The sequence below is a fragment of the Candidatus Binataceae bacterium genome, assembly GCA_035500095.1.
In the GTDB taxonomy this organism is placed as follows: Bacteria; Desulfobacterota; Binatia; order Binatales; family Binataceae; genus JAKAVN01.
This window is the reverse complement of the sequence record DATJXN010000148.1, coordinates 28,077-50,386: the sequence shown is the minus strand read 5'-3', so window position 1 is coordinate 50,386 and position 22,310 is coordinate 28,077. Positions and strand designations below refer to the sequence as shown.

Annotated in this window: 20 protein-coding genes; 8 read left to right on the top strand and 12 right to left on the bottom strand. The window is 63.7% G+C overall.

Annotated features, from left to right (window positions below; genetic code table 11):
• Positions 1-328, top strand: a 328-nt coding sequence (locus VMI09_16885; GenBank protein HTQ26367.1) for a hypothetical protein, incomplete at its 5' end; no start/stop codon positions are given.
• A gap of 46 nt (positions 329-374) precedes the next feature.
• On the opposite strand, the gene VMI09_16880 is transcribed toward VMI09_16885, so the two are convergent.
• The 6 genes from VMI09_16880 to rpmH form a co-directional block, all read right to left on the bottom strand.
• Positions 375-1,880: a hypothetical protein gene (locus VMI09_16880; protein HTQ26366.1), complete on the bottom strand. Its 1,506-nt coding sequence runs from the start codon at positions 1,878-1,880 to the stop codon at positions 375-377.
• 392 nt (positions 1,881-2,272) lie between these two features.
• Positions 2,273-3,394, bottom strand: a complete 1,122-nt coding sequence (jag, locus tag VMI09_16875) for an RNA-binding cell elongation regulator Jag/EloR (GenBank protein HTQ26365.1) — start codon at positions 3,392-3,394, stop codon at positions 2,273-2,275.
• Positions 3,391-5,151 carry a membrane protein insertase YidC gene (gene yidC, locus VMI09_16870; protein ID HTQ26364.1) on the bottom strand — a complete coding sequence of 587 codons (1,761 nt, stop codon included), beginning with the start codon at positions 5,149-5,151 and terminating at the stop codon, positions 3,391-3,393. Before yidC ends, jag begins: the two co-directional genes overlap by 4 nt.
• 9 nt (positions 5,152-5,160) lie before the next feature.
• Positions 5,161-5,391 carry a membrane protein insertion efficiency factor YidD gene (gene yidD, locus VMI09_16865; GenBank protein ID HTQ26363.1) on the bottom strand — a complete coding sequence of 77 codons (231 nt, stop codon included), beginning with the start codon at positions 5,389-5,391 and terminating at the stop codon, positions 5,161-5,163.
• 49 nt (positions 5,392-5,440) lie between these two features.
• Entirely contained in the window at positions 5,441-5,878 is a 438-nt protein-coding gene (gene rnpA / locus VMI09_16860; GenBank protein HTQ26362.1) for a ribonuclease P protein component, read from the bottom strand.
• 20 nt (positions 5,879-5,898) lie between these two features.
• Complete coding sequence (gene rpmH / locus VMI09_16855; protein ID HTQ26361.1) at positions 5,899-6,057, bottom strand: 50S ribosomal protein L34; 159 nt, start codon at positions 6,055-6,057, stop codon at positions 5,899-5,901.
• A gap of 261 nt (positions 6,058-6,318) precedes the next feature.
• Between rpmH and mnmE the strand changes: the two genes are divergently transcribed.
• The 7 genes from mnmE to VMI09_16820 all read left to right on the top strand — a co-directional run bounded on the left by mnmE (position 6,319) and on the right by VMI09_16820 (position 14,412).
• Positions 6,319-7,701, top strand: coding sequence for a tRNA uridine-5-carboxymethylaminomethyl(34) synthesis GTPase MnmE (mnmE, locus tag VMI09_16850; GenBank protein ID HTQ26360.1), 1,383 nt, complete (start codon positions 6,319-6,321; stop codon positions 7,699-7,701).
• Positions 7,702-7,772: 71 nt separating this feature from the next.
• The gene (gene mnmG, locus VMI09_16845) at positions 7,773-9,668 is read left to right on the top strand and encodes a tRNA uridine-5-carboxymethylaminomethyl(34) synthesis enzyme MnmG (GenBank protein HTQ26359.1); all 1,896 of its coding nucleotides are present in this window, start codon (positions 7,773-7,775) and stop codon (positions 9,666-9,668) included.
• Between the two features lie 22 nt (positions 9,669-9,690).
• Positions 9,691-10,443, top strand: a complete 753-nt coding sequence (locus tag VMI09_16840; protein HTQ26358.1) for an RsmG family class I SAM-dependent methyltransferase — start codon at positions 9,691-9,693, stop codon at positions 10,441-10,443.
• A gap of 129 nt (positions 10,444-10,572) precedes the next feature.
• The gene (locus VMI09_16835) at positions 10,573-11,478 is read left to right on the top strand and encodes a ParA family protein (GenBank protein ID HTQ26357.1); all 906 of its coding nucleotides are present in this window, start codon (positions 10,573-10,575) and stop codon (positions 11,476-11,478) included.
• Positions 11,475-12,434, top strand: a complete 960-nt coding sequence (locus tag VMI09_16830; protein ID HTQ26356.1) for a ParB/RepB/Spo0J family partition protein — start codon at positions 11,475-11,477, stop codon at positions 12,432-12,434. The genes VMI09_16835 and VMI09_16830 overlap by 4 nt, the downstream gene beginning before the upstream one ends.
• Before the next feature lie 72 nt (positions 12,435-12,506).
• Positions 12,507-13,202 (top strand): TetR/AcrR family transcriptional regulator, encoded by a 696-nt coding sequence (locus VMI09_16825; protein HTQ26355.1) that lies wholly within the window; start codon positions 12,507-12,509, stop codon positions 13,200-13,202.
• Between the two features lie 130 nt (positions 13,203-13,332).
• A complete protein-coding gene (locus VMI09_16820) occupies positions 13,333-14,412 on the top strand; it encodes a hypothetical protein (protein ID HTQ26354.1) in 1,080 nt (359 codons plus the stop codon).
• A gap of 185 nt (positions 14,413-14,597) precedes the next feature.
• On the opposite strand, the gene lptE is transcribed toward VMI09_16820, so the two are convergent.
• The 6 genes from lptE to VMI09_16790 form a co-directional block, all read right to left on the bottom strand.
• The gene (gene lptE, locus VMI09_16815) at positions 14,598-15,245 is read right to left on the bottom strand and encodes an LPS assembly lipoprotein LptE (protein HTQ26353.1); all 648 of its coding nucleotides are present in this window, start codon (positions 15,243-15,245) and stop codon (positions 14,598-14,600) included.
• 69 nt (positions 15,246-15,314) lie between these two features.
• Positions 15,315-17,747, bottom strand: coding sequence for an LPS assembly protein LptD (lptD, locus tag VMI09_16810; protein HTQ26352.1), 2,433 nt, complete (start codon positions 17,745-17,747; stop codon positions 15,315-15,317).
• Positions 17,748-18,533: 786 nt separating this feature from the next.
• Positions 18,534-19,265 (bottom strand): hypothetical protein, encoded by a 732-nt coding sequence (locus VMI09_16805; protein HTQ26351.1) that lies wholly within the window; start codon positions 19,263-19,265, stop codon positions 18,534-18,536.
• A gap of 13 nt (positions 19,266-19,278) precedes the next feature.
• A complete protein-coding gene (locus tag VMI09_16800; protein ID HTQ26350.1) occupies positions 19,279-19,695 on the bottom strand; it encodes a hypothetical protein in 417 nt (138 codons plus the stop codon).
• Between the two features lie 307 nt (positions 19,696-20,002).
• A complete protein-coding gene (locus VMI09_16795) occupies positions 20,003-20,563 on the bottom strand; it encodes a hypothetical protein (GenBank protein HTQ26349.1) in 561 nt (186 codons plus the stop codon).
• A 173-nt stretch (positions 20,564-20,736) separates the two neighbouring features.
• The gene (locus VMI09_16790; GenBank protein HTQ26348.1) at positions 20,737-22,296 is read right to left on the bottom strand and encodes a glycosyltransferase family 39 protein; all 1,560 of its coding nucleotides are present in this window, start codon (positions 22,294-22,296) and stop codon (positions 20,737-20,739) included.
• Between the last annotated feature and the right edge of the window lie 14 nt (positions 22,297-22,310).

The window sequence follows — 22,310 nt, the reverse complement described above, 5'->3', positions numbered from 1 at the left end:
TCGCGCCAAGAAAATCGCGGAGATACCATTTGACACGGTCGTTCCATATCAGTGTCATGTCCTTGCATATCCGGAAAAGCGTCAAGGTGTCATTCGGAGGGAGTCAGCGAACGAGGAATCCTGGATCTTTATTCGTTTTTCGTGGAAGCCGGGATTTCTCGCTGTGCTCGGAATGACAGCCTTGAGCCCGGATGAACTTATTTCCAGGACACCACAACTAGGCGGCAGCCAACCGATCGAAGCGTCCCAACCGGCTAATCCCCGAATCGAGAGCGGCGCCGGACGCGCGTTGGTCGCGTGTCCGGCGCCGCTCTTACGTCTCGGCTAGGATTCGCGCACGTCCCGCGCCGCGCGAAGGCCCTGGCTCCCGTGTGCTAGCGATGCTTCTGTTGGCCGCCGCCGTGGGGCGCCGCGCCGCCACCCTCGCGAGGCGCCTGAGCCGGATGCTGCGGCACCGGATTGCCGTGGAACTGCGGCTTGGGAGGCGGCGCCATCCGCCGCGGCGGAGGGTTGGGATTCGGATGCGCCAGGGCCTGCAGCTGCTGAGTGTGGCGGCTCTCGACGGCCTGTTCGCGCGCCGCCTGCGTGCGCTCTAACTCCTGTTGCTGCTGCATGTGCTGACGCGCCGCGGCCTGCTCCTGCTGCATCTGTCGTTGTGCCAGCGCCTGCACCTGCTGCTGATGCTGCCGCTGGAGCGCCTCGACCTGCTGCTCATGCTGCCGCGCCTGGACTTGTTGCTGCTCTTCGGCGGGAACGGGCCGCATTGGCTGATGTTGCGCCTGTGGGCCCGGCTGCTCCGGCTGATGTTGTGGCTGCTGCCCCGGCGCGGCCGCGTGCTGCTGCCCGCGCTCGAGAGCCGTCATCTGTTGCGTGTGCTGCTGCTCGAGCGTCTGGCGCTGTGCCTGGTTCTGGCGGCCGATTGCCTGGAACTGCTCGGTGTGCTGCCTTCCGATCATTTGCGTCTGCGCATCATGCTGATTTTCGACGGCATGCTGCTGTTCGACGTGCTGACGCTCGATCGACTGCTGCAGCGGCTGCCGCCAGTCCGGATGGCGCGCGGCGGCGACTTGCGGCTGCTTGGCCGCCCACCAGTTAAGATCGCGCCACTGTTTTTGATCGTCAACGTCGCCCTTCCAGTCCGGATGATGCTGCGCCATCCAGGTCGGATCGTTCTGATGCCACCAGGTGTCGACGTGCCACACATGATGCTGGTCGAAATCGCCCCACCAGTCGGGATGGTACTCGCGGGCGTAGTCGGGACGATGCGCCCACCACCAGTCGGCCGGGTACCAGTGGCCACCGTCGTAGTCGCCCCACCAGTCGGGATGATTCTCCTGCACCCAGACCGGCTCGTTCTGCCACCACCACGACGCCGGATACCAGGTGCCCTGATATTCGTCACCCCACCAGTCCGGATGATTCGCGAGCATCCATTGGCGCTTGTGCAGCCACCACCACGAGGCCGGATACCAGACGCCATTGTCCCTATAGCCCCACCATTCAGGATGATTCGCCAGCGTCCAGGCGGGCTGATACTGCCACCACCATGACGCCGGGTACCAGATGCCCTGGAAGAAGTCTCCCCACCATTCGGGATGATGGAGCTGCGTCCACGCCGGCTGGTTTTCCCACCACCAGTCGGCTGGATGCCAGACGCGATCGGCGTCGTAGTCGCCCCACCATTCGGGATGATTCTGTTGAACCCACTGGGGCTGGTTCGTCCACCACCATGATGCGGGTTGCCACGCGCCATTGTAGTTTTCACCCCACGCCGGCTCCGGAGGCATTTGCGCGGGCCACGGGGCGTACTGCGCCAGTGCTGGAGCCGTCAGCATCAACAGCACCACGGCGGTTGCCATGAGACTCGTGATTCCCTTCATCGTCAGCTCCTCCGAGCTCAGCCCATCAACCAGCGCGGAGCCTCGATTAACGATATGTCGGTCTCAAGGGCCGGTTTCTCCCGACTTAGCGCGCCTTGATGCGGGATTTTCGGTCAGGCGGCTATGATTCCTCCGGGATTCCGGAGTCTTGGAGGGCGGCGATAGCCCGTACGCTTCTTTAAACGAGAGCGGCAGAGGGCGACCGCTAGAGTGTCCTGGAAATAAGTCTCATCCCAGGATGTCTCAAGGCTGTCATTCCGAGTGCAGCGAGGAATCCCGGCTTCCACGAAAAACGAACAAAGATCCGGGATTCCTCGGTCGCTGACTCCCTCGGAATGACACCTTGACGCTTTCCGGATGCAAGTTATTTGCGGGACATCAGACTACTTGCTTTAGAACATCCGCTTCTGTCCGTGCTTGAACCCGCCCTGTTGGCCGACCGGCTGTTCGCGCTCGCGCTGCTCGCCGGTTGCGCGTTCGCGCTGGCGGCCGCGGCCGCCGCCACCTCCGCCTTCACCGCCACCGCCCCCGCGCGGGCGGCCTCCGCCTCGAGCGTCGGCGCCCTCGCGGCGCTCGCCGACCGGGATGATCTCGACCACGCGCATAAAGCCCTCGCCGGTGGACCGGGTCGTGATAAGCGGATCGTCCTTGAGGGCGAGATGCACTACGCGGCGGTCGCGCGGAGGCATCGGCTCAAGCGTGACCGGCACATGCTCGCGCTTGGTCTGTTCGGCCATCGACAGCGCCATCCGATGAAGCTGCCGGCGGCGGCGCTCGCGGTAGGATTCGGTGTCGATCGTGATCGGGACGGCGTCCTTTATCCGCCGGGCCAGGACGCGATTGACGAGATATTCCAGCGAATCGAGGGTCTGGCCATGGCGTCCGATTAGGAGCCCCGAACCGTCACCCTTGATTGACAGTTCGATACCTTCCGAATCTTCTTCGGTGGTTGTGATCTCCGAGCTCTCGCCCATCAGCTCGAGGACTCGCGCGAGGATGGTGGTCGCTTCGCGCGCCTGCTCGTCGAGTCCGACCGCCTTGCGCGACGCTGCGCCCTCGTCCTCTCCTGGCGCCGCGCTTTCGTCCCGGCGCATCGATGCTTCGGCACTCCGGTCCGGAGCGCGGCGCCGTTCTGGCTCGGCGCTCCGCTTTTCCGCGCCGCTCCGGTCGGCGCTGCCGCTTGAAGCTCGCGCCTGCGGCGGTGGTTGTTCGGGCCGCTGCTCGCGTTGACGCGGCTCAGCGCGCTCGCGTTGCCGCTGCTGATGGCGCTCGCGCGGAGCGGGGGGCGGAGCTAGCGGCGGCGACATCACGCCGCTGCTCGCGCCTTCGGGCGCGCGGCGCTCGACGCGCACGCGCGCCTGGCGCGCGCCCAGTCCGAGCACGCCCGAGCGCGGCGTGCTCAGCACCTGGATGACGACGTCGTCCTGGGAAGCCCCCAGCTGATCGAGCGCTTGCTTGATCGCTTCGTCGACGCTGGGGGCTGTTACCTCGATCGCTTCGTTGGGTTCGCTCATGCTGCGGCAACTGGGGTGTACTGTTTGAATTCCCGATTCAGGAAAAACTGCTGAATTATACCCAGTACGTTGGAGGCAAAGTAATAGAGGGACAACCCGGCCGGCAGGGCTATAAACAGCACCGTAAACATGATGGGCATCCACATCATCATCTTCTGCTGATTGGGGTCGCCCGCCTTGGGCATCATCCATTGCTGCAGGAAGGTGCTGGCGCCCATCAGCAGGACCACGACCGGGAGGCCGTGGCAATCGATACCCGGCATTTTGGGCAGCCACGAGATCGGCAGGCAGTCGGGTGCTGACAAATCCCTGATCCAGAGCATAAACGGCGCGTGGCGCAATTCGATGGAATTGAGCAGCGCCTCATAGAGCCCATAGAGAATCGGGAACTGGATCGCCGTGGGCAGGCATCCGCCGAGCGGATTGACGTGATTGCGCTTGTACAGCTCCATCATCTCGCGGTTGAGCTGCGTCGAATCATCCTTGAATTTGGCGCGGATTTTCTCGACCTGCGGCGCCAGACGCTGCATCCTGAGCGCCGAGCGCTGGGCTTTGATCGACGCCGGGAGCGTTGCCACCCGCACCGCTATCGTCAGCACGATGATGTCCCAGCCGTAGTTCGGGACGACGGTGTGGAAGACCTGGAGCGCGCGCACAAAGACGATCGCGAGGACGCCGAACCATCCGAAGTTGATCGCCTTGCTCAGGTTGGGACTCGCAGCCTCCAGCAGGTTGAGCTGCTTGGGCCCCATGTACACCGCGGTCGAGACCTTGAGCGCTCCCGCAAACAGCATCTCCGCCCGAGCCTCGTTACCGCCGTACGCCATCAGCAGCTCGCCCTTGGCCGGCGCCTTGGGGATGAAGGCGGAGAGGAAATAGCGGTCGCCGAAGCCGGCAAAAGCGATCTCGCCGGTGACGGGCGCGACGCCCTTTTGCAGCTGCTTCTGGTACTCGTTAAGCACCTTGCCGTCGATATCGGCCTGGAGCGCCGGGTAGTCCCGGTAACCCTGTTCCGGCGCGCGTTCGGTCAGCGGCTGGCTCATCGTGAACCCGACGGCCTTGACGTCGGCGGCCGCGCCGCTCACCTCCGCGTCCACCCCATAGACGTAGCTGCCATTGCGGAAGGTGAAACGCTTGGTAAGCCTCAGCCCTTCCCTGGTGTCTGCCGTGAAGGTCACGCTCGCGCTTTCGCCGTCCGGACCCACTTCGACCCGCGCGGGAGCGTCGGTAGTGTAGTCGAGGGCCGTATCGGCGTAGATTTTGTCGCCGCGGCTTATGATCAGTCCGAGCGGCAGGCGCGCACCCTGCACGACGACATCGTAGAGCGGACTGTCCTTGCGGACCGTTTCGCGGTAGCGCTTGAGCCGGAAGTTCAGCAGCCGCGCGCCTTTCGCGGTGAACGTCGCCTCATACAGATCGGTGTCGGCTTCGATGGTGCGCGGCGGACTCGCGCTCGTCGAGGGCGGCATCAGCGGCTCGGGCGCTGTCGTATCCGTCTCCTCGCCCTCACCGGCGGCGGCGTAGCTCGGCGCCGCGCTTGCCACGGGACCTGCCGCAGGACCTGAGGCGGGACCCGCGGAAGACGGCGCAGCCGCCGTCCCCGACGCGGCCGGCGCGGGCGACTCGACGGTTCCGGGCCGCTGCGCGTGCTGCCCCAGCGGAACCTTCGGCGGGCGAATCCAGCGGATGAAATCGGCGTAAAAGATCGCCGCCAGCACCAGCAGGACAAAGATGACGATCTGACGTGTGCTGTCCAAATTACTCCTTCAAGGGTGATGCGGCTGCTCGGCCGCACGGGATGGCACCGGGTCGTAACCCCATCCGCCGAGCGGCCGGCATCGCAAAACTCGGCACAGGGTGAGATGAAGACCGCGCCCCAGACCGTGAATAGTCAGGGCCTGATGGGCGTACTCGGAACAGGTAGGTTCGAAGCGACAGGCGGGGCCGGCTGTCGCCGTCACGAGTGGCGAGATCAGGCGGCGATAGAGCGAAATCATTCCCATTGCCGCCGTGAGCGGAGCGGAGCGGAGCCGGTTCTTTGCCCGCTCAATCACGGCCGCGCTCTGTCCCGCGCATCGATTTCTGCCCGACGTCGTTTTGCCGAATATCGGAATTGCCGCCGAGCCTGCGGCCCAGATTCGCGACGCCGGTTCGAAGCTCTGCGTCGAGCGCCGCCCACTGAAGTTCGCCGGCGCCTCTGCGCGCGATTACCACGATCTCCGCTCCCGCGGGTAGCATCCCGCGCAGCTTTTGCCGGTAGCATTCGCGCACCCGGCGCTTCAGGCGATTGCGCACCACGGCATTGCCGATCCGGCCCGAAACCGTGATTCCCAACCGCGAGCGTTCACCGGTTGCGCCGCCAAGGCCGCCGTAAAGCACGAAATGTTCGCTCTGATATCGCGTGCCGCGCCGCTGAAGAGTGAGGAATTCCGCGGACCTGTGCAGCCGGTCCGCTCTGCCGAACCCCGCGGAACTGGAGTTCACGACGGCGTGCCGCCGCCGGTCTAGCCGGGCTGTTTGGGAGGAATCGTGATGGTCAGGCGCACGCGCCCCTTGGCGCGGCGGCGTCTGAGAATGTTTCTTCCCCCCGGCGTGGCCATGCGCGCCCGAAATCCGTGCGTCCGTAAACGGCGGCGGTTGTGCGGTTGATAAGTCCTTTTCATCGCCTGCGGCCCAAAGCGGCCAGATGTCGGCTCGTGCCGAGCCCACCATGTCTTGATTTATCCACTGTTCCACGAAGAGGCGCGGGCCTCACGCTGAACAAGCCATGGAACCATACAGGCGCCGCGCGGGCAAGCCCATCCGTGGAAAATGGTACGGAAAAAGCGGCGCCCGGACGAAGCAGTCATGGAGGAGCTTTTACGGAGGAGCTTTCGCGATGAGAAGCTTACACGATCCAAAATTGAGCTATATTTGCTTCCCACATGTATGCCGAGGACACTATCGTCGCGCCCGCCACGCCGCCAGGCAGGGGCGCCGTTGCGATCGTGCGACTTTCGGGCGGCGACGCGACGCGGATAGCCTCGAGTCTGTGGCATCCCCTCCGTGCGGGCGCGCCACGCCCCCGCCGACTCACCCTGGGCGAGATTCGCGACCCCCAAACCGGTGGAGTTATCGACCGCGCGATGTGCGTCGCCATGCCCGGTCCCGCAAGCCTCACGGGCGAGGATGTCGTCGAATTTCACTGTCATGGCGGCCCATATATCGTCCGCCGCGTCTTGGGAATGGCGATCGCGGCCGGCGCCCGGATGGCCGAGCCGGGCGAGTTCAGCCGGCGCGCATTCCTCAACGGACGGATCGACCTGACCGAGGCCGAGGCGGTTGCGGATCTGATAGATGCTCGGAGTGAAAGCGCACTTAAGCATGCAATAGCACAACTAGACGGTGCACTGGCGCAACGGGTGGACTATCTGCGTGGTACGGTAATCGGGGTTCTGGCGCATCTTGAGGCCGAGATCGACTTCGCCGACGAAGGGCTGAAACTGCCGGGGCGCGAACAGGTCGCCGGGGAAATCGCCCAAGTTGCCGCCGACGTCGCGCTTCTGCATGACAGCTTCAGGCGCGGGCGTCTTGCGCGCGACGGCGCACGCGCCGCTATCGTGGGCAAGCCCAATGCCGGCAAGTCGAGCGTGCTGAACCTGATTCTCGGCGCCGATCGCGCGATCGTGACGGCGACGCCCGGCACCACGCGCGACGTTATCGAAGAATCGGTCACGCTCGGTCCCTGGCAGCTGGTTCTTCAGGACACTGCCGGCGTACGCGAGGCGGCCGACGAGGTCGAGCGTATCGGGATTGGGCGCACGCTCGGCAGCGTCGCGGAGGCCGATTTGTTGATCGCGGTTTTCGATTCCTCGCGCCCGTTCGAGGACGAAGACGCGCGGGTGCTCGGGCTTTGCCAGGGGCGCGCGGGCGTCGCCCTGCTCAACAAGTCCGACCTGCGACCGCCGGTGCTCGCGCCGGCCGATCTGCTGCGGCGTGGTATCGGGATGCCGGTGATGCGGTTTTCGGCGCTCGACGCCGAGGGCGCGCCGGCGCTGCGCGACGAGCTAGCGCGCGCGGTCGAGACGCTTGCCGCCGAGAGCCCCGCCGACGGCGTGGCGATTTCCCGCGAACGCCATCGCGAGGCGCTGGCGAAGGCTCTGGAAGCGCTCGAGAGCGCTCGCGCGAGCGCGCTTGCGGGGATGCCGCCGGAAATCGTCGCGGTCGACGCGGCGGCCGCCGCCATGGCGCTAAGCGCGCTCACGGGAGTGGTCGGCGCGGAGGACGTGCTCGACGCGGTGTTCCGCGAGTTTTGTATCGGGAAGTAGTATTTCATTACAGTTAGTAGCATGAATCCCGCTTGGCCCGCCGCCGCGCGCGCGCCATAATTCCCACCTCTATGAAGTTCGGCGTAATCGTGGTCGGCGCCGGCCACGCGGGAATCGAAGCCTCGCTGGCCGCGGCGCGGATGGGCGTCCCCACGCTCATGCTGACGCTCAATCTCGACCACATCGGCCAGATGTCGTGTAATCCGGCGATCGGCGGTATCGGCAAGGGCCATCTGGTGCGCGAAATCGACGCGCTGGGCGGCGAGATGGCCCTCGCGATAGACGAAACCGGCATCCAGTTCCGCTTCCTCAACACCCGCAAGGGACCCGCGGTTCGGGCGCGCCGCGCCCAGGCAGACAAGGCCGCGTATCGCTCGCGGATGAAGCGCGTGCTCGAGGTGACGCCGAATCTGACGATTCGCCAGGCGAGCGTGGAGCGATTGCTCGTCGCGGGCGGCCGCGTGCGCGGCGTCGAATCGCTCATCGGCGAGACGTTCGAGGCCGATTGCGTGGTGCTGACCACCGGCACGTTCCTCAAGGGTCTGGTGCATATCGGGCTAAAGAATTACTCGGCAGGCCGTGCGGGTGATTTCGCGGCGATGGGCCTCAGCGAGCACCTGGCGCAACTCGGCTTTCGCCTCGGGCGCCTCAAGACGGGCACGTGCCCGCGCCTGGACAGCCGCAGTATCGACTATTCGCAGCTTGAGCTTCAGCCGGGCGACGTTCCGCCACCGCCGTTTTCGTTCCGCACCGCGCGGATCGAGCAGGACCAGGTGCCGTGTCATCTCACCTACACGAATGAGCGGACGCACGAGATCATCCGCGGTGGTATCGATCGCTCGCCGATGTACTCCGGAGTTATCCAAAGCCGCGGGCCGCGCTATTGCCCTTCGGTCGAGGACAAGGTGATGCGCTTCCGCGATAAGGAGCGGCATCAGGTTTTTCTCGAGCCCGAGGGCCGTGACACGATGGAGGTTTACCCCAACGGACTTTCGACCAGCCTGCCGCTAGATGTGCAGCTCGCGATGGTGCGATCGATAAAGGGACTGGAGCGCGCGGAAATCATGCGCCCGGGCTATGCGATCGAGTACGATTTCTCGGATCCGACCCAGTTGAATCCGTCGCTCGAGACCAAGCTAATCGAAGGATTGTTCTTTGCCGGTCAGATCAATGGCACTACCGGCTACGAGGAAGCCGGCGCGCAGGGCCTGATGGCAGGAATCAATGCTGCGCTCAGCGTTCGCGGCGAGTCCCCGCTCGTCCTGCGGCGGGACGAAGCCTATATCGGCGTGATGATCGACGACCTGGTGACGCGCGGAATCGGCGGCGAGCCATACCGCATGTTCACGTCGCGCGCCGAGTATCGATTGCTGCTGCGCGAAGATAATGCCGACCGGCGGCTTTCGCCGATCGGCGAGCGAATCGGCCTGCTAGGTGCGGCGACCGGCGAGCGCTTGCGCTCCAAGGACGAGCGGGTGAAGCGCGAAGTAGCGCGGCTTTCCGAGACGCTGGTCGTGGCGAGCGAGGCCGCAAATTCGAGGCTCGTGGATTGCGGCTCGACGCCGCTGGCGCATCCGGCGCGCGCCTTCGAACTATTGAAGCGGCCGGAAGTCTCTTATCCCGCGGTGCTGGCGATAGCGGGTCTTGAACGGGAACTCGACCCCGACGAGGCGGCGCAACTGGAAATAGACGTCAAATACGAGGGTTACGTCAAACGCCAGGCCGAGATGGTCGATCGGTTCAAGCGCCTCGAAGATGCGGTCATCCCGGACTGGGTCGATTATTCGGCGGTGAGCGGGCTCTCGACCGAGGTTCGCGAGCGGCTGACGAGCGTGCGCCCACGTTCGCTTGGACAGGCCGCGCGGATGCCGGGGATAACTCCGGCCGCGATTTCGCTCATCGCAATTCATTTGAGGAACTGCCGCGACCGTGCGGTCGGCGCGTCTCGCGGCTCCAGCGATTCCTGATCGAACGCGATTCGAGTTTCACGTGAAACAACCGAGACCCGACGAGCGGTCAAATGCGCCGTCCGTTTCACGTGAAACGACGCCGGAGAAGATAGCCGGCAAGACCCGCGAGCTGGTGTCGCGATGGCTCCACGAAACGACGCTGCGTCCGCGCGCCGGCTTCCTCGATCGGATCCAGGCGATGGCCGCGGCCTTGGCGCTCTGGGGTGCTCATACCAATCTTACCGCCGCCGCTTCGGATCCGGCCGAGATCGCTTTCCATATAGTTGACAGCCTCGCGCCGATCGCGTTTGCCGCGGGCGCCGGCGGTGAATCGCTCGATTCCGCGCTCGGGGCCGATGGAAACGTCCTCGACCTCGGCTCGGGCGGAGGCTTCCCCGGCCTCGTGCTGGCGGCGGCGTTCGAGGCGCGATTCAGGCTGACCGAGGCTCGTCGCAAGCGCGCAAGCTACCTCCAGGTAGCCGCTCAGGAGATGGAGCTCTCGAACGTCATCGTCGAGCGGCGCCGCGCGAGTCCTCGGACTATTGCAGGCGGTTTCGACCTGGTTACGGCGCGCGCCTTCGGCGCTTCCGCCGAGCTCTTTGAAATTGCTGCCGCCGCGCTCGCTCCGGGCGGCCTCCTTCTCCTGTATGCAAGCGCCGACCAGGTAGGCGATTCTCCCACCGCCGCGAATCGGTTCTTCGACGAGCGCATCACGTGGACGTATCTGCTGCCGCATGGCGAGCGAATCGCGAAGCGCAGCGCCGTGCTCCGCCGCCGCAAAGCCGATCCCTGAAAACTCCACGGTAATCGGCGAATTAGACGGATGCCGCGATCCGCTTTTGCATTACGATCGCGGCGATGCAATTATCGATTTGAGCGTGACGCACTCCAGCGTCGGCGCCTCAAGGTGGTTGGGCTGGCTGTGGGGCGTATCGTAGCGATCGCCAATCAGAAGGGTGGTGTCGGCAAGACGACCACCGCCGTTAATCTCGCGGTCGCGTTGGCGCAGTCGGGTCAGCGCGTTCTCCTGATAGACCTCGACCCGCAAGGCAACGCGACCTCAGGCCTCACGCCCGAGGCAACCAAGTCCGGCACAATCTACGATTCCCTGGTAAGCCGCAGGCCGCTCGGCGAGGTGATTCGCGAATCGCGCCCGTCGCTCGATCTCGCGCCCTCGAGCACGGATCTCGTTGGAGCCGAGATCGAGCTCGCGACGATGGAAGGGCGAGAGCGTCGATTAAAGGCCGAGCTATCGAGTCAATCGGATAAATATAACTTTGTTCTAATTGATACGCCGCCGTCGCTCGGCATCCTCACGCTCAATGCCCTGGTCGCCGCGGATTCCGTGCTGGTTCCGATGCAGTGCGAGTACTACGCCCTTGAGGGTCTGAGCTCGCTCCTTGCGACGATTCGCCGCGTCAACGCTGCGCTCAATCCGCAACTCGAGCTTATGGGCGTCGTGCTCACGATGTTCGATCCACGAAATCGGCTGAGCCACGAGATCTCGCTCGAGGTCAACAAGCATTTTCCCGAGCGCGTCTTCCAGACCGTGGTCCCCCGCAACGTGCGCATTTCCGAGAGCCCCAGCCACGGCCTGGCGGTCATCGAGCACGATCCGAAATCGGTCGGCGCCGAAGCGTATCGGCTGCTCGCGATCGAACTGCTCGAGCGGGTCGGTTCGCCCGGGAAAAACGCGCCCCCCGCCACGCAAACATCGGGCGGCGACGCGCCGGAGGAAGCCGCGCAGGGGGGAACGCCGCGGCGTACGCTATGGAACCTGCGGAGCATCTTCGCGCGCTCGGCAGAACGGGAGAGGAGGAACGGATGATACGCAGGGGATTGGGACGCGGCCTCGACGCGCTTATCGAGAGCACCGAGGCGCCGCCCGCGGGCGATCTGTCGCAGGCGCGCGCGGGCCTGGAGAGCGGCGGCGGCGCCCTGAGCGTTGAGCTCGACCGGATCGTGCCGAGCGTATTGCAGCCGCGCCGCCACTTCGATTCCGAGCGGCTCCAGGAGCTGGCGCAGGCGATTCGGAGCCAGGGCATTATCGAGCCGCTGGTGGTCCGGCCGTTGCCCGCGGCCGACGGCGCCGCTTCCGCCTCGGCCGACTCCACCGCGCGCTACGAACTCATCGCCGGCGAGCGGCGATGGCGCGCGGCGCGGATCGCGGGCCTCGCCGCCGTGCCGATAGTCGTGCGCGAGCTCGACGACCATGCGGCGCTCGAGATGTCGCTGGTCGAAAACCTGATGCGCGAAGATCTGAACCCGATCGACGAGGCGCGCGGGTTCGCGCGTCTGGTCCAGGGCTTCGCGATGAGCCACGACCGGATCGCCGAGCGTATCGGCAAGAGCCGCCCCTACGTCAGCAATGCGATCCGGTTGCTGGAACTGCCGCCCGCGGTGCTCGAGATGCTCGAGCGCGGCGAGCTCAGCGCGGGCCAGGCGCGTCCGCTGCTCGCGCTCGCCTCGGCCGAGGCGCGGACGGCTGCGGCGCGGCGGATCGTCGAGGGGCGGATCTCGGCGCGCGGCGCGGAAGAGCTCGCCGGGGTTGCACGGCGCGCGCACGGCGGCGCAAAAGGCGGCGGCGGCGCCGCCGCGCTCGATCCCAATCTGGCGGCGCTCGCCGAAGGAATCCAGCGCGGGCTCAAGCGCAAGGTCCGGATCGTGCGCGCGCGGGGACGCAAGCCCGGCCGCATCGAGATCGAATTTTACGGCACCGACGACCTGAACGCCCTGGCGGCGATGCTCGGCGCCGCCGCCCGCCCGCATCAGTCGCTATCCTGAACGAGCGCTCTGCCAATCGGGCGCGACTTCCCGACAAGCGAATGCGGATGACGAACCGGCGATGACGACGCGATGAGAAGACCGGCGCGCCCGGCTGCGGGTTCCAAGGCGGCCCGCGAGCGTCATCCGCCGCCGCCCGGCGACGCGCGGAAAATCGGCCGCCCGTCGAAGAAGCATCGCGCCCCCTACGATATCGAAACCGTCACCAACGCCGCGGTGCGGGTTTTCAACCGCCGCGGCTACGAAGCGGCCTCGATGGAGGACGTCGCGCGCGAAACCGGGATTACCAAATCGAGCCTTTACTATCACGTCTCGGGCAAGGAGGAACTGCTCGCCCGCGCGCTGGAGCGCGGATTCAAATGGCTGCTCGGCGTGCTCGATGAACCGGGGGCGAAGAGCGGGACGCCGCTTGAGCGCCTGCGGCATATCGTTTACCGCAGCGTCATAATCACGCTCGAGTTCGTGCAGGAAGTCGAACTGCTCCAGCGCGTCAAGGGCAATACGCCGACCGAACGCGATGCGATGGCGCGGCGGCGGCGCTTCGATCGCGAGGTCGCGACCCTGGTCAGAGAGGCCGCCGCCGCGCGGCAGATTCGCGCCGACGCCGACGCCGCGCTGCTCACCCGGCTTATCTTCGGGATGGGCAATTCGATCACGCAGTGGTATCGGCGCGAGGGCCGGCTGGGGCCCGAGCAGATCGCGCAAGCGATGACGCGGCTGGTTTTCGAAGGGATCGTCGCGGGCCCGCGGCGCGAGGCGCAGGGGTAGAGCCGGCTTCATCATCTTTCGGGTTCGTCTTTCCGGCGAGCTGCCGGATCTTGACATACAGCGGCGGTTGCGCGATTCTTGATTAAATCGACCGAGCGGTCGATTTAATTTCCTGGGGGGGCTCATACGCATGGCCAAGTCAGCGCTCGCACGGCCGGGTATCGACGCGAACGGCTCCAATCTTGTCATTCCGCCGTTGATGGTTCCCAGGGACGGCTTCACGCCGGCGCCCGAGATCGAACCCAACAACATCTTTCCGCTGGAATGGCCGGTCAAGACGGAACCGCTGGCAGCATTGTACGAGAAGGCCAAGCGCTCGGTGTGGAACCCCTCCGATCTGCCGTGGGACGACCTTGACCCGGCGCGATTCACGCCCGAAGAGCGAATGGGAATCATGTACTGGTACGCGGTGCTCTCGGTCTTCGACGGCTCGGGGCCGGCGGTCTTCGCCAAGGCGATGATCCATTCCTACGAGCTGCATACCGAGGATCCGATCCGCAAATGCTTCTTCAGCGTCACCCACGACGAGATGAACCACGAGGAGTGCTGCCAGCGCGCGATTCAGCGGCTGGTGCCCGGCGGTCCGCTGCGCTTCGCGGCGCGCACGGACGTCGAACGCGCGGCGCTCAACAATATCCAGTGGCTGTCCTTCAACGGGGCGCGCTACTGGCGCGGCTATTCGAACTCGCTCGACAAGTATCCGCTTTCGGTGTTGTTCACCTCGTTCCTGCTGGGCGAGGTCGCAGCCTCGACGCTCTTTTACGGGATGTCGCGGCGCACCACGCTGCCGGTTTTCAAGGGCGTGTTTACCCGCGTCGGCCAGGACGAGAGCCGCCATCTCGCGATCTGTCTCAAGATGCTCGAGGACGATTGGCCGGGGCTGACCGAGGACTACAAGAACCTGATCACCAAGCAGTTGCGCGCGGGCTTCGTGTTCCTGTCGATGATCCTGTGGGAGCCGCCCAACATGTTCTGGGAGCTGCCGCCGTACTTCCTGCCCAACCATCGCACGCTGATGCAGTATGCGCGGCAGGCCGGGCTCGGCGTGCTCAGCTACGACGAGCAGGCCGAGAACTGGCGGATGGCGATCGCCAAGGTGCGCAAGGTCGTGGGCGATTGGGGAATCAAGTTCCCGGCGATACCGGAGCTGGATATCGAGGGCGTGGACGTCGGCAACATCACGGCCGCCGATATCATCCCGGTATTCTGAGGTAGGCCCAGTTCAAACGCTCTCGCTGATTCGTCGGACGCTTAAGTAATTGGTCTCGCTTTTAAATTCCCTTCCGCAGTTGTCCTGGGGAGGGTGGGGGTCCGGGCGATTGAGAATGTCCGTGAGAATCGCCCCTTGTTTGTCTTGAATATCGAACAAGGCTCTGCCCGCGCGGGCGCGCCGACCTACAAACCCCAAGACATGTCCGTGTAAAGCTCGGACGCCACCTGCTGCATCATTTGGCCCTTTGCTACGGTCTCTTGCGTCGCGGCCACCTGCATATCGGTCATGTTCAGTATATCCGGGCCGCGAAGGTTCTGTTTCAAGAACTGCGGCGTGGTAGGCACGATAGCTTGCGCCACTACAGAAGCCTGAGACGAGCCGCTAATACCCTTGGTGCTCCATACGACCGCCTTGGTTCGCCGATCGGTAAGCGTTGCCGCGACCATGATTGAGTTGCCGTAGCTCAGCGGTTCGGATACACCGCTGAGGCTCGCAGGAGCCGCACCTGCATAAAGAATTTTCCCGGAGAGCAGCAGATCCGCCTGGCCCGGATCGTCCACCACCACCAACCTTCCACGCGACGCGATGGCGTCTTTCATATAGCGCATGAACTGGTCGTCAAGACCCGAAACGTAAGTCAGGTTTTCGAAATGAGCAACATAAATCGTCTTCGCCGAGCTGGGCAGCGCGCTACCGTTATCGGCAAAGTGCAGGGCACAGCCGTCAATTGCGGCGCTCGCCAAGCCAAAGAACATCAATGGCAAGACGTAGTGCGTCAACGAAACGATGGCCAACAGCCAGGAGACCGCAGCGGCTCTATACGTACTCATCGATTCGACTCTTCAGCCTCTGCCCCTTTGAATGTTTTCTCGTCCTGGCGCGAGCGATAGTCCGCCATCCTAGTTGGAATTGGAAGTCGTAGATCTTTCAGCCGCGTCGGATGGCGGGACTATTGAACGGCTTGGCACCAGGCCCATGAGTTGAAATGGGTTGCTCCCGAACGGGGAACCGCTGCCCAACGAGCCCAACCCGGAAAGAGTAAGCTGGAAAATGTAACTCGTATTGTTTGGATTGTAAGTATCGTCAATAGCAAAGTCGGCAAACCAGCAGTCACACGAGGACTTCAATCGAAACCCGAACACACTCGACAGCGTTCGTGAATCCGCCAAATCGTATACGGGTGCGAAGAAAACCCCGAGACGGTTGAACAGGCCAATGTAAGTTGATAGCGAAACCGCACTGATGGCATTCACGGATTTGCTGGTATTTATCAATACTGCGTTCGGCGCGGCGTATGTATACGACAATTGCATGAACGAGCCTTGCAACGCTCGCCCCGTATAGATGCTTGGCGAAGTTTGCCCAGGCGGCTGAAAAGCCAGCGAGAAGTTGAACGCGTCGAGACCCTGCTTAGGGCGCGGGCTCCAATCGACGGTGGTCGCTGCGGAAAGAATGCTGGTGGGGAAAAGCTGGCCCATGGCGGCAACATCGGAGAGATGGGAGCCGTCGCCAGCCACCGCATGAGAGGTATCGTAGGCCTGCTCGAGACTGAAGCGCAGGAGTTCCGAAGAGGAGCCGCCGCCCGCGGTCGTGAAGCTCGGTCCCAGCATGGCCAAAACCCGGTTGCCGAGGCCCGAGCCGGGCGTCCGAGCCTCCGTCTGACCGAAGATCCGAAGACTTACGCCGTAATCGATAAGACTGCGAGGTTCTATACGGTCAACACTGTCGAAAAGGGGAAATTGGTTCTGGTCGATGGTCGGCACATAACTGTACTGCGCGAACGGCTGGATCAGGGTTTCGATCTTCCGTAAGCCGAACCTATCCAGATCGAAACTGTCCAGCAGGGCACTGCGGATTCCCAGGTTGGCGTCGGGTATGGCGCGCGCCATCAAACCACCCGGCGCCAGCCCGCCCAACGTCAGGCCATTATTGTAAATCAGCCCTTGGGTTCCCACCGGAATCACGTTTACCTGATGTCCGGAGACGTCATACGCGGCAGCGTCCAGGCCCCCGGTCACCCAGCCATCGAGATAACGGCTCCATGTCCAAGGCACTGTCAGACGAGGATTCAGATCAACCCTCAAACCGTCGATTCCCTGTTCCCGCCAGTAGTTCACCGCTGACGCGTCGTAGTCGAGATAGGCCAATCCCCCGGCCAGACCCTGGAAGCCGCTCCACAGCAACTTCGGCAAGGTCTGCAGGGCGAAACTCTGGGGTTGAATCAGGTCCTGGTTCCACACCCCTTCCAGTTGCAGGTAGCTATTGTCGAATTCCTGGAACAGCCCAAGGTTTGAGGTTGCAACGCGGTCCGTTTGCCACAACCCACTGCCCGACAACCCGTCGGTCGTCAAACCATATTGATGCGATAGGGCGACACTGGGGATCTCTCTGAAAAATCGGCTATCGCTACCGTAAGCGAGGCTGCCGTATGTGAAGAGACTCGGCGTCAGGTATTCCTGCATGAGACCGTATTCGAGTTGTCCGCCGATACGCGTCGAGGTTTCGACGTCGAGCTGCGCCGTCGTGTCCTGACTTCTGCTAATGTCGATGAAATACGGCTGCAAAAATGTCGCGCCGTTCAAGCTCGAGTACCCGTATCGCGGAGTAAGGAAACCACTGTGCCGCTCACTGTTCGTGTTGAATTCCAGGAACGGGACCGGCAGCACCGGATGGCCCAAAACGTCGAAGTAGGCATCACGGGTTGTGGCTGTACCACCAAGATGAAGGTCGATCTGCTTTCCGCTGATGCTCCAGTCCGGCCGCGTCGTGTCGCCCGTACAGGTTGTAATGGAAGCATCGGTAGCCTGGTAGTGCTGACCGGTGAGTTTGTGGACGTCTTTGCCGGTCAAATAGTAATTGTTGTTGAGAGCGAGAATACGGGCATCGGCTAGCCTGGCGGTCTCGTTGTGCAGGTCGAACCAGGCCCGGCTGGAGTGTGTGTCCGAGGTGGGATCGACGATATGGACATGCCCCACGGCCACACCGCGGTAGCGGTGCTGGAGGACGATTTGGTCCGCCGTTATTGTGGTCGGGCCCTGCTCGAGTCTCGCCGCTCCGCTGATGGTGTAAGTATCGGTTTTTGCGTCGTGAACCAGGGTGCGGCCTTCGACATTGACCGGCAGATCTCTAGTTGCGCCTGCAGGGCGCAAAGTCTGGATTTGCCTCTGGAGAAACTGCTGCTCCGTAGGCATTTTTGGCTGGCGCGTTCTTGACGCGGCGTGAGCGTCCGCCGTACAGACGAGCAGCCCGGCCAGGGTCATCAGGAGGATCCCGAACGGTCGGGGAAAATCTGGGTAAAACGAAGGCGCGTGGCGCATCGGAAACCTGCCCATGCGACGGGCTTTCCACATTGCCCGTTGACGGTCGTGCGCTTCCCCCGCCGTGGAAGCGATGGCTGCAGAGCAGACTTGTGCGCTTCCGTCGGCAATGGCGCTCCGGCAGCCGAGGAACTTCAGTTATGCGCAGCAGCCTTACGCTCGCCGCCGGTGACGGTTACAAAAAAAGCGCTGAGGTGACTCCAGTCGCCCGCGATGGCCGTTCACTGCATATTGATGGCCGGATTCTTCGGGAGTATGTGTCTGCGCTGCCGGGCGTTTCGCTAGTTTCGGAAGGAACCCCGGTTGATCGATCTATGGTTGAGACGCGGATCATTGTTCGGCACACATACGTCCCAGCGGCTAGCGCGCAGACGGGCCTCACATTCCTTCCTGGTGGAAAAGCGCTCGACGATCGCCCAATTCGCGAGAGGACCAGCCGCGTTTCTATGGACGGAATCGGCGTTGACGCCCGGCACCGGCGGACGCATCAGATACCAAATCACCAAGGCAAACTGAGGGACGCGGCGAAAACTTCATGCCTGCCATCCACACCCGATCGGACCGAGAGGCACAGACCCTTGACCTCCGTCAGTCCAGAGCGGATTCGTGCCTTAGTACGCATTCCGCCCGCGGCGGTTTCCTGGATTTTGGTCACTTCAGTCGCAGGTGCATTGTGCACAGAGCCTTTGCCTCTGAGCGCTGGAGAGGCTAAGCGCCGTCTGGGGTGAGCCGAACGAATTGGCCTGTCCGATGCCGCGGCCCGGTTTTTAGACAAACGGGGCGCTCCGATTAACCGGAGGTTTACTGTTGCGGGGGCGGACCGCACGGCAGATTCTGGATAGCGGAATAACGAAACACGCGACCTTTCCAGCGGAAGGTGCCAAGCTCAGGACCGAACACCGAATCGAGCTCATGGAGTTGGTTCTGTTCCGCGTCGTCGAGCGGGTCGGACGGCGCATACGCCACGAAGGTCACCGAATCAGGCGCCAACGCGCGTTGAAGCGGGGGCTGAAAACCCATCGTCATGAAGTTTCCGGCCGGGACCCAACCGCGGGCATCCGCTCTTGCATTCTGGGTCGGAATCCATTGCGGATCGACGTCGCTGCCGCCGAGCCGCATATCGCGGTAGCTGGTCACGCCATTTTTATCCGTTCGAAGCTCGACGAGCATAGGAAGCTCCGAGACGGGGCCCGTAGAGAGCTGGTCACAAGCCTCCGACGCCTGGATGGCCTGTGGGTCCTCGCCGTTGAAGATAAGGGAAAGAAAACCGCAGCCCCAGGCTGCGAGCGCGATGACTCCGGAGAGCAGCGCGGAGCGGATGAATATGGGAGGACGCGAGACGTGGCGGAGAGGGCCAATCCGTGGAAGCCGAGCGTGCGCGGATGGCGGTTGCCGTCTCATCCGGGTCTTTTCTTCAGTCTCGATCTTGTGTTCGGCCGCCGTTATCAGGCGCTCCAGCATTCGGGTGACCGACCGGTCACCATCGGGCGGCAGGCCGCCCTCAATCCCTGTTTGCATGTCTGGTTCGTTCATTTGGCCGACCTGCCTATTCGGGCAGGTGTTGCTGTTGCTCGTCAGGAGCCCGCGGTTGCTGCTCGGCCGTGTAACACACAAAAGTTCTGGACTCCGGAAGCTCCGCGTCGTGCGCCGGGTAGCAGGCGAAATTCGCGTTGAGGTCCCCCTGGTAGGAAGAAGCTTTTTGCTTGCCGGCAAATCGTCCCACGTAAGGCGCGATATTCCTCTCCACGGTGATGGCGGTGCTCGGCTGATTGGAATTCGAATTCCGCTGCTGATATCTGGAGCTGCCGCTGCCGCCTCCGAGAAGCTGTCCCAGACCTCCAAGACCTTGAGCATGCGCTTGGCTAAAAATTAGAGTCAGCAGCGCAAAAGCAACAAAAACCACGCGTGGAGCGATCCGGTTCAGATCGCTCCTGTGGTTTGAAACATTGATTTCTTTCTTCATAAAACTTCGCGCGACCAGCCATCAGCGGTTCTCTCAGAACGAACGTGCGAACCGGGCTCTCCCTTGACAAAAGACGCCTCTTCGCTGCGGCGGTTACAAGCGCCGGGCACAACGGCACTCCTCCACCGTCAATTGCATCATCCAGCCTGGGGCATTTGCAGATCACCTCGGCGAGTGAGGGTCGCCCCGACATCGACCAAGGCGATCTCCGAGCTGCCGCAGCGCTTGGTGCAGCCGGACAATTGGGCACGGAGAAAAAATTCGGATGAGGTAGCGCCGCGACGAGCGCCGAAATTTCAGCCCTCGGTTACGACTTTCCCGGCGGCGTCCACTGCTTGTTCAACACGCGGCGCACCATCGGCTCGAAGGTGCTCATCGGCTCGTTCGGGTAGGCCGGGTCGAACGAAACCTCGTCGTATTTTGCGCAGAAGTCGATCGTGAGCTGATACCACGGCTCGTCTTTGAACTGCTCGCGCGCGTTGGGGTCGAGTCCCAGGTGACGCGCATAGAAATAAGTCTGAAAGAGCCCGTGATGCTTCAGCAGATTGTAGTGGTCGGAGGAGATGAAGGGGCGCAGGATCGAAGCCGCGATCTCGCCATGGTTCATCGGACCGAGCGATTCCCCGAGATCATGGAACAGGGCGACGACGATCAACTCTTCGCTCGCGCCGTCGCGCAGCGCGCGCGTAGCGGCCTGCAGGCTGTGGCCGCGCCGGTCGAGGTTGTAGGCCTGGTCGCCCGACAGATCGTTGACCATGGCCATCAGGCGGTCGGGCAACTCGGCCAGCGTCGTCTCATGGACGCGCTTCAGAATCTGGAAATCCTCGTCGGTGCCGCGGTCCATCCGCGTGAAATGCATCTTCTCCACGGCGCAGTCTTCCCCCTTACAGAAAGCCGAATCGATCTTATCCAGGAAAGCCGTTGTCCGTCATCCTCGTACCCTGCTGCAACCCTGCTCGCCGAACGTCCTCGTCTTATGCGCTCAAAAATATCCGGGATCCTTCGACTCGCGCAGCGCTCGCTCAGGATGACAGCGCAGGGCTACGGCATGCGTGATGTCCGGTCCGCCATCCCGATCGCGCCGCCGCGGCGCAGCAGCAGCAGCTTGTCGACGCCGGCATCGACGTTCAGCACGGGCTTCAAATCGAGCGCCTCGCTTTCGTGCTCCTGCCACACGCTCTCGGGCACAAGGACGTAGCCGGGCGGCGCGTCGCCCAATTTACCCTCGACCCGTGGAGCGTCGCGATCGAGGTAAAAAAGCAAAGGCGCCGGATCATCGCCGAAGCCGTATAGATAGAGCGGCTCGTCGCTTCCGACCGCGTGATTGATCTGGGCCGCGGCGTCCCGAAACGATCCGCCCGCGCATCCGGCCGCCTCGTGACGCGGAAGATAGACAAAGTTGAAGGCGATGAGCGCGGCGCAGAGCGCCACAAGTCCGCTTTGCGCGGCGCGGCCCCATCGCCCGCGCCGCGCGATGTCGCCCACTCCCCAGGCGAGCAGGAAAGCGGAGGACGGCCAGAGCGGCAGCAGATAGGCGCGCCGCTTATACGCGGCGACGGTAAAGAAAATGACGGTGAGCAGCCAGAACGTCGCGAAGAGGCGAGCGTCGAAACGCGCGCGAAGATCGCGCCCGTCGGCGCTCGGCGCCGCGCCCGCCTGATCGGCCGGGCGGCGCAGCGCCGCCGCGGCGGCGAACGGGACGATCAGGCTCAGCGGCACCGAGTTGAGCAGGATCGGTTTGAGGTAATACCATGGCGCCATGAGACCCAGCGCGCCGAAGAAGCGGCCAAAATTTTCGCTTTCGAGCTGGCGGCCAAGGAAGCCATAGCGCCGGCCCATCGCGCACGCGACGTACCATCCAAGACTCGTCACGATCGCGACGAACAGGCTGCCCGGCGTGAACAGGTCGCCGAGCTCGGCGAGCCGTCGCTCGCGGAGCAGGAACGCGCCGATCGCACCCAGCGGCAGGATTATCGCGACCGGTCCCTTGGCGAGCACGCCGAGTCCGAGCGCCAACGCGAAGAGGTAGCGAATCGCGACGGCGCGAGCTTCCGGTCCTGAGGATTTTTCAGCGCGCGCGGCAGGCAGCATCCATAGACAGCTCATTATCGCGAGCGTCTCGAATAACGTCAGCGTCATATCGACCCGCCCGACCCGTCCTTCGCTCACGTACTGGTAGGAGGCCGCCAGGATCATCCCCGCGAGCAGCGCTCCGCGCGCGCCCAGAGGCGTCCACGCGAACGCGATCGTAAGCGCCACGCCCGCGATCGCGTAGAGCGCCGACGGCAGCCGCAGATTGAAGGCGTCAACCCGTCTGACCGCCCCGATCCGGTCGAGCGCGGTGGCGGTCCAGTGGAACAACGGCGGCTTGTACATCGGCGCGCTGCCGTTCTCCAGTGGAAAGAGCAGCACGCCGTGCTCGACCATCTGCTGGACGAAGACTCCCTCGATAGCCTCGTTGGCGCCGCAGACTTCGCTTGCGTCGAGCTGATGAAGGACCAGCGCAGCCGTCGCGAGCACGACCGCGGCGGCAAGAAGATGCCATCGTGTGAGTGCCGTCCGGCGCTGATGCGTGCCGCTGCTGGCGGAAGTGGAATCCATTGGGCGGCCGTGCA